Consider the following 12159-nt stretch of genomic DNA (forward strand, 5'->3'; position numbering starts at 1 on the left):
GGCCATGAACTGGGACCTCGTTCTCGATCTCGCGATCATGCTGGGCAAGAGCCTGCTACTGCTGGTCTGCCTGCTCGTCTTCATCGCCTACATCCTGCTGGCGGACCGCAAGATCTGGGCGGCGGTGCAACTGCGGCGCGGCCCCAACGTGGTCGGCCCCTTCGGCCTGTTCCAGAGCTTCGCCGACCTGCTGAAGTTCGCCTTCAAGGAGCCGATCATTCCGTCGGGCTCGAACAAGGGCGTCTTCATCCTGGCGCCCTTCGTCTCCTGCCTGTTGGCGCTCGGCGCCTGGGCGGTGATCCCGGTCGCGCCGGGTTGGGCGATCGCCGACATCAATGTCGGCATCCTCTACATCCTCGCCATCTCCTCGCTCGGCGTCTACGGCGTCATCATGGCGGGCTGGGCGTCGAACTCGAAATACCCCTTCATGGGCGCGCTGCGCTCGGCCGCGCAGATGGTCTCCTACGAGGTCTCGATCGGCTTCGTCATCATCACCGTGCTGCTCTGCGTCGGCTCGCTGAACCTCACCGCCATCGTCGAGGCGCAGAACACCAAGGCCGGCCTGCTGGGCTGGTACTGGCTGCCGCTCTTCCCGATGTTCGTGATCTTCTTCATCTCGGCGCTGGCCGAGACGAACCGCCCGCCCTTCGATCTGCCGGAGGCGGAGTCGGAGCTCGTCGCGGGCTATATGGTCGAGTACTCCTCGACCCCGTATCTGCTGTTCATGCTCGGCGAATACGTGGCGATCATGACCATGTGCGCGCTGACCACGATCCTGTTCCTCGGCGGCTGGCTGCCGCCGTTCCCGATCGCGCCCTTCACCTGGCTGCCGGGCGTGTTCTGGTTCGCGCTCAAGGTCTGCCTGGTCTTCTTCATGTTCGCGATGGTGAAGGCCTTCGTGCCGCGCTACCGCTACGACCAGCTGATGCGGCTGGGTTGGAAGGTCTTCCTCCCGCTCTCGCTGGTCTCCGTGGTGGTGGTCGCCTTCGTGCTGCAGCTGACGGGCTGGGGCCCGGCGCGCTGATGGTTGCGTCCGTCCTCGGCGGGGTGGCCGGGATGGTGGCGGGCGGCGGGCTGTTCTTCGCGGGGTGCTACTTCGCTTGGCGCGGTCAGTGGTTCGGTGCAGTCGACGCGATGTTCGACTTCGCCTGGAACGGGTGGATCTTCGCGGTCTTTCTCGGGGGCCTCCTCGGGAGCCGCGCCGTGCAATGGCTGGGGCTGGTGCCGGGATGAGCATGGCGGGCGCGATCGGAGCCGTCCTCGGCTTCGCGTTGGGGCTGCTGGAATACAGGATCGTGTCGGGCGTCGTCATCGCGGCGCTGCGCCGGACCGATCGTTCGACGACGCAGGCGGAACGCGACGACTACGAGCGCCGCATCCGCGTGCTGAAGCTGGCGCTGGCCGTTCTGATGATCGGTGTCACGCCGGTGCTGGGTTATGTGATCGGCCGGACGCTGTTCGGCTGAGAGGGAAGGACGAAGGCGATGTCGCTCGCACAAGCCGCCAAGGGCCTGCTGCTGAAGGAGTTCGTCGGCGCGTTCGCGCTGTCGATGCGCTATTTCTTCAAGCCGAAGGCGACCATCAACTACCCCTTCGAGAAGAACCCGCAGAGCCCCCGCTTCCGCGGCGAGCATGCGCTGCGCCGTTATCCGAACGGCGAGGAACGCTGCATCGCCTGCAAGCTCTGCGAGGCGATCTGCCCGGCGCAGGCCATCACCATCGAGGCCGGCCCGCGTCGCAACGACGGCACGCGCCGCACCACGCGCTACGACATCGACATGACGAAGTGCATCTATTGCGGCTTCTGCCAGGAGGCCTGCCCGGTCGATGCGATCGTCGAGGGGCCGAATTTCGAGTTCGCCACCGAGACCCGCGAGGAACTGTTCTACGACAAGGACCGGCTGCTCGCGAACGGCGCCCGCTGGGAGCGCGAGATCGCGCGCAACATCGCGATGGACGCTCCCTATCGCTGAGGGTCCGGCAGGCTCAGGGCGCGGTTGTCGCAGCCGGTGGGCCTGACTATAGACGCTCCAAACGACGCCCGGCGAGAGTCGGGCGGCACGGAACACGAGAGCCGCCGGCAGGGGCGGAAAGGCTGACCGAGATGAATGCCGCAGCGGCCTTCTTCTATCTCTTCGCAGGTGTCACCGTCGCCTCGGCGTTCATGGTGGTGGCCTCGCGCAACCCCGTCCATTCGGTGCTCTACCTGATCCTCGCCTTCGTCAACGCGGCGGGGCTCTTCCTGCTGCTGGGCGCCGAGTTTTTGGCGATGCTGCTGATCGTCGTCTATGTCGGCGCGGTGGCGGTGCTGTTCCTCTTCGTCGTGATGATGCTCGACGTCGATTTCGCCGAGTTCCGCCAGGGCTTCCTGAACTATCTGCCGATCGGGGCGCTGATCGGCCTCGTCTTCGCGGTCGAGCTGCTCCTTGTGGTCGGCGCCTGGGTGATCGACCCGCAGATCGTGCGCGCGCCCGTCGCAGCGATCCCATCCGGCATCACCAACACCGAGGCGCTCGGGCGGGTACTCTACACGCAATATGTCTACTACTTCCAGGCGGCGGGCCTCGTCCTGCTCGTCGCGATGATCGGCGCGATCGTGCTGACCCTGCGCGAGCGCGTCGGCATCAAGCGCCAGGACATCGTGCAGCAGAACGCCCGCACCAAGGCGACCGCGATGGACGTCAAGAAGGTGCAGCCGGGCGCGGCCCTGCCGGAGGAGACCGTCTGATGATCGGCCTTGGCCACTATCTCGCTGTCGGCGCGATCCTGTTCACGCTGGGCGTGCTCGGCATCTTCCTGAACCGGAAGAACGTCATCGTCATCCTGATGTCGGTCGAGCTGATCCTGCTCTCGGTCAACCTGAACTTCGTCGCCTTCTCGAGCTTCCTGAACGACATCGTCGGGCAGGTCTTCGCGCTGCTGGTCCTGACGGTGGCGGCGGCCGAGGCGGCGATCGGCCTCGCCATTCTCGTCGTCTACTTCCGCAACCGCGGCACGATCGCGGTGGAAGACATCAACATGATGAAAGGCTGAGGCGCCAGCGCCCGGATCCGCCCCATGTATCACGCGATCGTCTTCCTCCCCCTGATCGGCTTCCTGATCGCCGGCCTCTTCGGCCGGCTGATCGGCGCGCGCGGCTCGGAAATCGTCACCACCTCGCTGCTCGTCGTCTCGGCCGTCCTGTCCTGGATCGCCTTCTTCAATGTCGGCTTCGGCTCGGGCACCACGCGCGTCCAGGTCGCGACCTGGATGTCCTCGGGCGGGCTGCAGGTGGACTGGGCCTTCCGCATCGACACGCTGACCGTGGTGATGCTGGTCGTCGTGAACACCGTCTCCTCGCTCGTGCACCTGTACTCGATCGGGTACATGCACGAGGATCCGCACCGGCCGCGCTTCTTCGCCTATCTCTCGCTCTTCACCTTCGCCATGCTGATGCTGGTGACGGCGGACAACCTGCTGCAGATGTTCTTCGGCTGGGAGGGCGTCGGCCTCGCCTCCTATCTGCTGATCGGCTTCTGGTACCAGAAGCCCTCCGCCTGCGCCGCCGCCATGAAGGCCTTCATCGTCAACCGCGTCGGCGATTTCGGCTTCCTGCTCGGCATCTTCCTGGTCTTCGTGCTGACCGGCTCGGTCGCCTTCGACACCATCTTCCCGCAGATCGCCGGCCTGACCGAGAAGAGCTTCCGCTTCCTCGGCTATGACTGGAACGCGCTGACGCTGACTGCGCTGCTGCTGTTCATGGGCGCGATGGGCAAGTCGGCCCAGTTCCTGCTGCACACCTGGCTGCCGGACGCGATGGAGGGCCCGACCCCGGTCTCGGCCCTGATCCATGCGGCGACCATGGTCACCGCCGGCGTTTTCATGGTGGCGCGCCTGTCGCCGATCTTCGAATACGCACCTGTGGCGCTCACCGTCGTCATCGTCGTCGGCGCGACGACCGCCTTCTTCGCCGCCACGGTCGGCCTCGTTCAGAACGACATCAAGCGCGTCATCGCCTATTCGACCTGCTCGCAGCTCGGCTACATGTTCGTCGCGCTGGGCGTCGGCGCCTATTCGGCCGGCGTCTTCCACCTCTTCACCCACGCCTTCTTCAAGGCGCTGCTGTTCCTCGGCGCCGGCTCGGTCATCCACGCGATGCATCACGAGCAGGACATGCGGAACATGGGGGGACTGCGGAAGCACATCCCGCTGACGGCCGCCGCCATGACGATCGGCACGCTGGCGCTGACCGGCTTCCCGCTGCTCGCCGGCTACTTCTCCAAGGACGCGATCATCGAGAGCGCCTATGCCGCCGTGGCGCATAAGGGCTTCGCGGCGTCTTACGCCTTCGTGCTGCTGGTCGTCGCCGCCTGCTTCACCTCCTTCTACTCCTGGCGGCTCTACTTCATGACCTTCGAGGGCAAGCCGCGCTGGGCCGGCCACGGCCACGACGCGCATGGTCATGCTGATCAGGCTCACGCCGCCCATGGTCACGACGATCACGCCCACGCCCATGCCGCTCATGCGCATGACGACCACCACGGCCATGGCCATGACCACAAGCCGCATGAGAGCCCGCTGGTGATGCTGATTCCGCTCGCCGTGCTCTCGCTCGGCGCGCTGGGCGCCGGATGGGCCTTCAAGGAGGCGTTCATCGGCCACGACTACGAGCACTTCTGGAAAGCCGCGCTCTTCACGGGCAAGGACAACCACATCCTGCACGAGATGCACGAGGTGCCGAAATGGGTGATCTGGTCGCCCTTCGTCGCCATGCTGATCGGCCTGGCGCTGGCGTGGTACATGTATGTCCGCCGGCCTGACGTGCCGGGCAAGCTCGCCGCCGCCAATCCGGTCCTGTACCGCTTCCTGCTCAACAAGTGGTATTTCGACGAGATCTACGACTTCCTGTTCGTGAAGCCGGCGATGTGGATCGGGAAATTTCTCTGGAAGAAGGGCGACGGCTTCGTCATCGACGGCATGGGCCCGGACGGCATCTCCGCCCGCGTCGTCGACGTCACCAACCGGGTCGTGCGGCTGCAGACCGGCTATCTCTACCACTATGCCTTCGCCATGCTCATGGGCGTCGCGGGCCTGGTGACCTGGTATCTCGTGGCGCGCGGGTGAGATGATGTTCGGTTTCGGAATCCTCACCGGTCTTCTCGTCCTGCCGCTGGTCGGCGCGGCCTTCATCCTGGCGCAGCGTGGCGACCAGGCCTCGGTCGAGTCCAATGCGCGCTATGCCGCGCTCGCCGCCACGGTCGCGACCTTCGTCCTGGCCTGCGTCGCCTGGGCGAAGTTCGACCCCGCCAATCCCGGCTTCCAGATGGTCGAGACCCATGCCTGGGTCTCCGACGCCATCCAGTTCAAGCTCGGCGTCGACGGTTTCTCCTTCCCTTTCGTGGTGCTGACCGCCTTCCTGATGCCGTTCTGCATCCTGGCGTCCTGGCATGCGATCACGAAGCGGGTGCGCGAATACATGGTCGCGTTCCTGATCCTCGAGACGCTGATGATCGGCGTCTTCGTGGCGCTCGACCTCGTGCTGTTCTACCTCTTCTTCGAGGGCGGCCTGATCCCGATGTTCCTGATCATCGGCATCTGGGGCGGCAAGCGGCGCGTCTACGCCTCCTACAAGTTCTTCCTCTACACGCTGCTGGGCTCGGTGCTGCTGCTGCTGGCGCTGATGGCGATGTACTGGAACGCTGGCACCACCGACATCCCGACGCTGCTGGCGCACAAGTTCCCGGCCGGCATGCAGACCTGGCTCTGGCTGGCCTTCTTCGCCTCCTTCGCGGTGAAGATGCCGATGTGGCCGGTCCACACCTGGCTGCCCGACGCCCACGTGGAGGCGCCGACCGCCGGCTCCGTCGTGCTTGCCGCGATCATGCTGAAGATGGGCGGCTACGGCTTCATCCGCTTCTCCATCCCGATGTTCCCGGAGGCCTCGGCCTATTTCGCCTCCTTCGTCTTCGCGCTGTCGGTCATCGCCATCGTTTACACCTCGCTGGTGGCGCTGATGCAGGAGGACATCAAGAAGCTCATCGCCTACTCCTCGGTGGCGCATATGGGCTTCGTCACCATGGGCCTCTTCACCCTGACGCCGCAGGGCATCCAGGGCGCGATGTTCCAGATGGTCAGCCATGGCCTGGTCTCCGGCGCGCTCTTCCTCTGCGTCGGCGTGATCTATGACCGCATGCACACCCGCGAGATCGCGGCCTATGGTGGATTGGTGAACCGAATGCCGGTCTACGCCGTCATCTTCATGGTCTTCACCATGGCCAATGTCGGCCTCCCGGGCACGGCCGGCTTCGTCGGCGAGTTCCTGACGCTGATGGGCGCCTTCCGCGCCAACCCCTGGGTCGCCTTCATCGCCTGCTCGGGCGTCATCCTCTCGGCCGCCTATGCGCTCTGGCTTTATCGCCGCGTCGTCTTCGGCGAACTGGTCAAGCCCGAGCTGAAGGACATCGCCGATCTCGATCGCCGCGAGATGGCGATCCTGGTCCCGCTCGTCCTGCTGACCGTCTGGTACGGCATCCGCCCGGGCACGATCCTGGACGCCTTCGCCGCGCCGACCGAAGCGCTCATCAAGAATTATCAGGCCGCTCTCACCGCCGCGAAAACGGCGATGCTGGTCGTTCAGTAAGGTCTCGCAGGATGGCTCTGCCCGCTCTCGGCCCGGCACTCCCGGAAATCGTCCTCGCCATCGGCGCCATCGCGATGGTGCTGGTCGGCGCGATCCGCGGCGAGAAGGCGACGCGCCTGCTCGAGGGCGTGGCGCTGGCGCTGTTCGCGCTGACGCTCGTCCTGGTGCTGTCTGGCACGGGCCGGGCTCTGACGTTCAATGACGGCTTCATCGCCGACGGCTTCGCCCGCTTCTTCAAGGTGCTGACGCTGCTGGGCGCGGCGGCCGCGATCCTGCTCTCGGCCGACAGCCTGCGCCGCGATGGCTCGATGCGTTTCGAGTTCCCGATCCTGGTCGTGCTCGCCACCATCGGCATGATGATGATGATCTCGGCGAACGATCTCATCAGCCTCTATGTCGGCCTCGAACTGCAGTCGCTGGCGCTCTATGTCGTCGCCGCCTTCGACCGCGACAACGCCCGGTCGACGGAAGCGGGCCTGAAATACTTCGTCCTCGGCGCGCTCTCGTCGGGCATGCTGCTCTACGGGGCCTCGCTGGTCTATGGCTTCACGGGCACGGTGACCTATCCGGGCATCGCCGCGGCCGTGCAGCACGGCCATGCCGGCCTCGGTCTGATCTTCGGCATCGTCTTCATCGCCGCCGGCGTCGCCTTCAAGATCTCCGCCGTGCCCTTCCACATGTGGACGCCGGACGTCTATGAGGGCGCACCGACCCCGGTCGCCGCCTTCTTCGCCTCCGCACCCAAGATGGCGGCGATGGCGATGGTCGTGCGCATCTTCGTCGGCGCCTTCCCGGGCGCGCTGCATGAGTGGCAGCAGATCGTGATCTTCATCGCCATCGCCTCGATGGCGCTCGGCGCCTTTGCTGCGATCGGCCAGACCAACATCAAGCGCCTGCTCGCCTATTCCTCCATCGCCAATATGGGCTACGCGCTCGTCGGTCTCGCGGCCGGCACCGTCAGCGGCGTCCAGGGCGTGCTGGTCTATATGGCGATCTATCTGGCGACGACGCTGGCGGCTTTCGCCTGCGTGCTGCTGATGCGCCGCGACGGCAAGCCGGTCGAGGAGATCGGCGAGCTCGCCGGCCTGTCGCGGACCAATCCCTGGATGGCCTTCGCGCTGTCGATGATGATGTTCTCGCTCGCCGGCATCCCGCCGCTCGCCGGGTTCTGGGCGAAGTTCTACGTCTTCCTCGCCGCGATCGACGCCAAGCTCTACGTGCTCGCCGTGGTCGGCGTCGTCACCAGCGTGATCGGCGCCTATTACTATCTGCGCCTCGTCAAGGTGATCTATTTCGACGAGCCCAAGCCGGCCTTCGAGAAGGGCGACATCGGCGTTCGCGCGGTGCTGCTGATCTCGGCGCTCTTCGTGATGGCGCTGTCGCTGCTGCCGGCCCCGCTGCTGAACTCGGCCGGGGCTGCGGCGAAGTCGCTGTTTTGAGCTTGGCGCTTCCGGGAGCCCTCCTGAACCACCGCCGTCATCCCGGACAAGCGGCAAAGCCGCGCCGATCCGGGATCCATGCCGGAACCGTTCAGGCATGGATCCCGGGTCTCCGCTTCGCTGCGCCCGGGATGACGGCGAGGTGGCCGGATCTGTCATATGCTCGGTGAGGCCGCCCGCGCCGCCGGCTACCGGCTGATCATCCGCGACGAGGTCGGCTCGACCATGGAGGAGGCGCGGCGCGCGCTCCACCAGGGCGACCCCGGCCTGCTCTGGATCGTCGCCCGCAGCCAGAATGCCGGGCGCGGCCGCCATGGCCGGCACTGGACCTCGCCGCCGGGCAATCTCTACGCCAGCCTTCTTCTGGTGAACCCGTGCGAGCCGGCGCTCGCGCCGCAGCTCGGCTTCGTCGCGGGGCTGGCGTTGCACGATGCCGCCGCCCGCGTGACCGGGCTCGTGGCGCCGCGGCTGGCGCTGAAATGGCCGAACGATCTCCTGATCGACGGCGCCAAATGCTCGGGTCTGCTGCTCGAAGGCGAGAGCGGGGCAGGGCGCTTCGCCGTCATCGCGGGCCTCGGCATCAACATCGCGTCCTGCGCGCAAGGGACGCCCTATCCTGCGAGCTTCCTGCGCGCCCATGCGCCCGATGTCACGATCGAGGCGGTGCTGGAGGCGCTGGCGGAGGCCTGGGCACAGCGTTTCGCGATCTGGTGCCGGCCCGGCGGCTTCGGCCCCATCCGAGAGGCCTGGCTGGAGCGGGCGGCCTTCCTCGGCGAAACGATCACGATCCGGCCGCCCTCGGGCGCCGTCACCGGCGTCTTCGTCGGCCTCGACCCCGGCGGCCGGCTGCTGCTCGAGACGTCGACGGGGACACAAACCTTCGATGCCGGCGATCTGTTCTTCGGTGCCGCTGTTGTGGAGGATGCGCCCCGCTGACGGCGCCCCCCGCTTAGGCACATGGGCGACATGCCGCCGCTATGGAGCCCTGCGGCGCCGCGTGTTAGGGCTCCCCCATCCTCCCGGCGTCGCCGGCTGCCGACCAGTCAGGACTCTTCGTGACCCGCTCCAAAGACCAGCTCGTCTTCGTTCCCCTCGGTGGCCTCGGCGAGATCGGCATGAACGCCGCTCTCTACGGCTATGGGCCGGAGGGCAGGCGGAAATGGATTCTGGTCGATTGCGGCCTGTCCTTTGCGGGGCCCGAGGTTCCGGGCGTCGACATCGTCCTGCCGGACCTGCGCTACATCGTCGAGGAGCGGGCCAACCTCCTCGGCATCATCATCACCCATGCCCACGAGGACCATATCGGCGCGCTCGCAGCGCTGTGGCCCTCGCTGCGCGCCCCGGTCTACTGCACGCAATTCGCGGCCGGCCTCCTCGCCACGCGCCGCCTCTCGGAGCCCGGTGCGCCCAAGGTGCCGATGCATACCGTCGCGCAGGGCGGCCGGATCACGCTCGGCCCCTTCGACATCGAGTTCGTGCCGGTCGCGCATTCGATCCCCGAATCGAACGCGCTCGCCATCCGCACCCCCGTCGGCCTCGTCGTCCATACCGGCGACTGGAAGATCGACCCGACGCCCCAGGTCGGTCTGCCGACCGACGAGAAGCGCCTGCGCGAACTCGGCGAGGAGGGCGTGCTGGCGCTGGTCTGCGACTCGACCAATGTCATGCGCGACGGCACCTCGCCGAGCGAGGCGGATGTCGCGGCCAAGCTCAAGGAACTCGTCCATTCCGCGCCGGGCCGCGTGGCCGTCACCACCTTCGCCTCGAACGTCGCTCGTCTGCGGGCGGTGGCCGAGGCGGCGATGGCCGACCAGCGCGAGGTCGTCGTCGTCGGCCGCGCCATGGATCGCGTCATCGATGTCGCGCGCGAATGCGGCTATCTCGATGGCATCCCCGCCTTCCGCTCGGCCGACACCTATGGCTACCTGCCGCGCGACAAGGTCGTCTGCCTGCTCACCGGCAGCCAGGGCGAGCCGCGCGCCGCGCTCTCCCGCATCGCCTCCGACGACCATCCCGAGATCGCGCTCTCGCCCGGCGACCGGGTGATCTTCTCCTCGCGCACGATTCCCGGGAACGAGAAGGCGGTCGGCGCCATCCAGAACGCGCTCGCCCGCGACAACATCGAGATCATCACGGACCGCACCCATCTGGTCCATGTCTCCGGCCATCCGCGCCGCGAGGAGATGGCGCGCCTCTATGGCTGGCTGAAGCCGCAGATCGTGATCCCCGCCCATGGCGAGGATCTGCACCTGTCCGAGCATGCGATTTTCGCCCGCGGGCTCGGCGTGAAGACGGTGGTGCGCGCCGGCAATGGCGATGTCGTCGCGATCGCGCCCGAGGGCGCCGGCAAGATCGACGAGGTCACCCATGGCCGGCTCTACCAGGACGGCAACCTTCTGGTGAACGCACTCGAAAAGACGATTCCCGAGCGCCGCCGGCTGTCCTTCGTCGGCATGATCTCGGTCGCAGTGGCGATCGACGAGAAGGGCGGTCTCGCCGGCGATCCGGAGATCGCGGTGCTCGGCTTGCCGCCCTATACGCGCGACGGCACCGGCTTCGACGAATATGTCGCCGATGCGGTGTCCGAGCTGATCGACGGCATCCCCAAGGCGCGCCGGCGCGACCCCGAAGCGCTGCGCAACGCGCTCGAGCGCGGTCTGCGCAGTGCGGTCAACGAGGAGTGGGGCAAGAAGCCGCTGGTGCATGCGCTCGTGATCGAGGTTTAGGATCGGCCGGAACCAGCAGGGGAGCACCATGATCGGACGCCTCAACCACGTCGCCATCGCCGTGAAGAATCTCGCGGCCGCGACCGCGCTCTATCGCGACACGCTCGGCGCCCGCGTCTCGCAGCCGCTGCCGCAGCCGGAGCATGGCGTCACGGTCGTTTTCGTCGAACTGCCGAACACCAAGGTCGAGCTGCTCGAACCGCTCGGCGCCGAGTCCCCGATCGGCAAGTTCCTCGAGCGCAATGCCGATGGCGGCATCCACCACATCTGCTACGAGGTCGACGACATCCTCGCCGCGCGCGACCGGCTGAAGGCGCAGGGTGCGCGGGTGCTGGGCACGGGCGAGCCGCGCATCGGCGCGCACGGCAAGCCCGTCCTCTTCCTGCACCCGAAGGACTTCACCGGCACGCTGGTCGAACTCGAGCAGGCCTGAGGCGATGGACGCGTCCCCGATCAGCTTCTTCGGCCAGCCGGAGCCCGGTTCGCCGCGGCCCTTCAGCGCGGCGACACGTGCCGGCGGCCTCGTCTTCGTCTCCGGCCATTCCGCACCGCACGATCCCGCCCGCGGCATCCACCGTGGCGAGACGCAGGCAGACGAAGTGCGCAACGCGCTGGCCCATATCGCCGGGATCCTGACGGAGGCGGGCAGCTCGCTCGCACGCGTCGTGCAGATGACCATGCTGATCACCGATCCGGCGGACTATGCCGCCTGCAACGCCGAATATGTGAAGCACTTCCCGGGCGGACTGCCGGCGCGCCACACCGCCCGCTTCGGCGTCCCGACTCAGGCGCGCGTCGCCTTCTCCTGCATCGCGCTGGCGGGCGCCGAGGGAGTTGAGCGCCGATGACCTTCGCCAGCGCCTTTGCCGTCTATTTCGTGATCTGGTGGACCGTGCTCTTCGCGGTGCTGCCCTTCGGCATCCGCAGCCAGGTCGAGAGCGGAGAGGTCGTCGAGGGCACCGAGCCCGGCGCGCCGGCTCTGCCGGGCCTGATGCGGAAGGCCGTCATCACCACGCTGATCGCGGCGGTGGTCTTCCTCTTCGTCTGGTATGGCTGGGCGGCGCTCGACATCTGAGCCCCGGAGCGGAGCGGCGGCGCTGCCTTCGCCGGACAGCAGACAAAGAAAAAGGCAAGGCCGATGCCTTGCCTTCTCTAGTCTGTTTTTACCGCAGTAACGGCGCACATCTTCCTGAGTGCGACTCGTATACTTGGCGGGCGTTTGTCCTCCCGAGACCTGGTCCGCGGCGCTTCGATCAACAAAGCGTGTCCAGCAAGGGTTTGATAACCGATCGCCATACGCTTGTCATCACTTTAGGCAGGCGGAGCCTCAACTTTTTGCAAATTTATTCTGCGCTGCACTTGTGCGGTGCAACAT

14 protein-coding genes are annotated in these 12159 nt (G+C 66.7%); all 14 read left to right on the forward strand.

Annotated elements, in window-relative coordinates:
* Positions 1–4: 4 nt before the first annotated feature.
* The 14 genes from nuoH (at position 5) to AX750_RS21640 (ending at position 11859) form a co-directional block, all read left to right on the forward strand.
* Positions 5–1024, forward strand: coding sequence for an NADH-quinone oxidoreductase subunit NuoH (nuoH, locus tag AX750_RS21575; RefSeq protein ID WP_066716386.1), 1020 nt, complete (start codon positions 5–7; stop codon positions 1022–1024).
* Positions 1024–1233 carry a hypothetical protein gene (locus tag AX750_RS21580; protein ID WP_066716384.1) on the forward strand — a complete coding sequence of 70 codons (210 nt, stop codon included), beginning with the start codon at positions 1024–1026 and terminating at the stop codon, positions 1231–1233. Before nuoH ends, AX750_RS21580 begins: the two co-directional genes overlap by 1 nt.
* A 2-nt stretch (positions 1234–1235) precedes the next feature.
* Entirely contained in the window at positions 1236–1466 is a 231-nt protein-coding gene (locus tag AX750_RS21585; protein WP_066716381.1) for a hypothetical protein, read from the forward strand.
* A gap of 18 nt (positions 1467–1484) precedes the next feature.
* Positions 1485–1973 carry an NADH-quinone oxidoreductase subunit NuoI gene (gene nuoI / locus AX750_RS21590; protein ID WP_066716373.1) on the forward strand — a complete coding sequence of 163 codons (489 nt, stop codon included), beginning with the start codon at positions 1485–1487 and terminating at the stop codon, positions 1971–1973.
* A gap of 131 nt (positions 1974–2104) precedes the next feature.
* Positions 2105–2728: an NADH-quinone oxidoreductase subunit J gene (locus tag AX750_RS21595; protein ID WP_066716370.1), complete on the forward strand. Its 624-nt coding sequence runs from the start codon at positions 2105–2107 to the stop codon at positions 2726–2728.
* Entirely contained in the window at positions 2725–3033 is a 309-nt protein-coding gene (gene nuoK, locus AX750_RS21600) for an NADH-quinone oxidoreductase subunit NuoK (RefSeq protein WP_066716367.1), read from the forward strand. Before AX750_RS21595 ends, nuoK begins: the two co-directional genes overlap by 4 nt.
* A gap of 24 nt (positions 3034–3057) precedes the next feature.
* Positions 3058–5103, forward strand: coding sequence for an NADH-quinone oxidoreductase subunit L (nuoL, locus tag AX750_RS21605; RefSeq protein ID WP_066716364.1), 2046 nt, complete (start codon positions 3058–3060; stop codon positions 5101–5103).
* A gap of 4 nt (positions 5104–5107) precedes the next feature.
* Positions 5108–6619, forward strand: a complete 1512-nt coding sequence (locus AX750_RS21610; protein WP_066716586.1) for an NADH-quinone oxidoreductase subunit M — start codon at positions 5108–5110, stop codon at positions 6617–6619.
* An 11-nt stretch (positions 6620–6630) separates the two neighbouring features.
* Positions 6631–8058, forward strand: coding sequence for an NADH-quinone oxidoreductase subunit NuoN (nuoN, locus tag AX750_RS21615; RefSeq protein ID WP_066716360.1), 1428 nt, complete (start codon positions 6631–6633; stop codon positions 8056–8058).
* A 159-nt stretch (positions 8059–8217) separates the two neighbouring features.
* Positions 8218–8994, forward strand: a complete 777-nt coding sequence (locus AX750_RS21620) for a biotin--[acetyl-CoA-carboxylase] ligase (protein ID WP_066716357.1) — start codon at positions 8218–8220, stop codon at positions 8992–8994.
* A gap of 119 nt (positions 8995–9113) precedes the next feature.
* Positions 9114–10784 carry a ribonuclease J gene (locus AX750_RS21625; protein ID WP_066716354.1) on the forward strand — a complete coding sequence of 557 codons (1671 nt, stop codon included), beginning with the start codon at positions 9114–9116 and terminating at the stop codon, positions 10782–10784.
* Between the two features lie 28 nt (positions 10785–10812).
* The gene (mce, locus tag AX750_RS21630) at positions 10813–11217 is read left to right on the forward strand and encodes a methylmalonyl-CoA epimerase (RefSeq protein WP_066716351.1); all 405 of its coding nucleotides are present in this window, start codon (positions 10813–10815) and stop codon (positions 11215–11217) included.
* 4 nt (positions 11218–11221) lie between these two features.
* Positions 11222–11632 (forward strand): RidA family protein, encoded by a 411-nt coding sequence (locus AX750_RS21635; RefSeq protein ID WP_066716350.1) that lies wholly within the window; start codon positions 11222–11224, stop codon positions 11630–11632.
* Positions 11629–11859, forward strand: a complete 231-nt coding sequence (locus AX750_RS21640) for a DUF1467 family protein (protein ID WP_066716349.1) — start codon at positions 11629–11631, stop codon at positions 11857–11859. The genes AX750_RS21635 and AX750_RS21640 overlap by 4 nt, the downstream gene beginning before the upstream one ends.
* Positions 11860–12159 lie beyond the last annotated feature (300 nt).

It is taken from the genome of Methylobacterium sp. CCH7-A2 (assembly GCF_001557075.1).
Taxonomy (GTDB): domain Bacteria; phylum Pseudomonadota; class Alphaproteobacteria; order Rhizobiales; family Beijerinckiaceae; genus Allobosea; species Allobosea massiliensis.

Coding starts and splice junctions, on each gene's coding strand:
- nuoH (WP_066716386.1), top strand. CDS start 5: ATGAACTGGGACCTCGTTCTCGATCTCGCGATCATGCTGGGCAAGAGC.
- AX750_RS21580 (WP_066716384.1), top strand. CDS start 1,024: ATGGTTGCGTCCGTCCTCGGCGGGGTGGCCGGGATGGTGGCGGGCGGC.
- AX750_RS21585 (WP_066716381.1), top strand. CDS start 1,236: ATGGCGGGCGCGATCGGAGCCGTCCTCGGCTTCGCGTTGGGGCTGCTG.
- nuoI (WP_066716373.1), top strand. CDS start 1,485: ATGTCGCTCGCACAAGCCGCCAAGGGCCTGCTGCTGAAGGAGTTCGTC.
- AX750_RS21595 (WP_066716370.1), top strand. CDS start 2,105: ATGAATGCCGCAGCGGCCTTCTTCTATCTCTTCGCAGGTGTCACCGTC.
- nuoL (WP_066716364.1), top strand. CDS start 3,058: ATGTATCACGCGATCGTCTTCCTCCCCCTGATCGGCTTCCTGATCGCC.
- AX750_RS21610 (WP_066716586.1), top strand. CDS start 5,108: ATGTTCGGTTTCGGAATCCTCACCGGTCTTCTCGTCCTGCCGCTGGTC.
- nuoN (WP_066716360.1), top strand. CDS start 6,631: ATGGCTCTGCCCGCTCTCGGCCCGGCACTCCCGGAAATCGTCCTCGCC.
- AX750_RS21620 (WP_066716357.1), top strand. CDS start 8,218: ATGCTCGGTGAGGCCGCCCGCGCCGCCGGCTACCGGCTGATCATCCGC.
- mce (WP_066716351.1), top strand. CDS start 10,813: ATGATCGGACGCCTCAACCACGTCGCCATCGCCGTGAAGAATCTCGCG.
- AX750_RS21635 (WP_066716350.1), top strand. CDS start 11,222: ATGGACGCGTCCCCGATCAGCTTCTTCGGCCAGCCGGAGCCCGGTTCG.
- AX750_RS21640 (WP_066716349.1), top strand. CDS start 11,629: ATGACCTTCGCCAGCGCCTTTGCCGTCTATTTCGTGATCTGGTGGACC.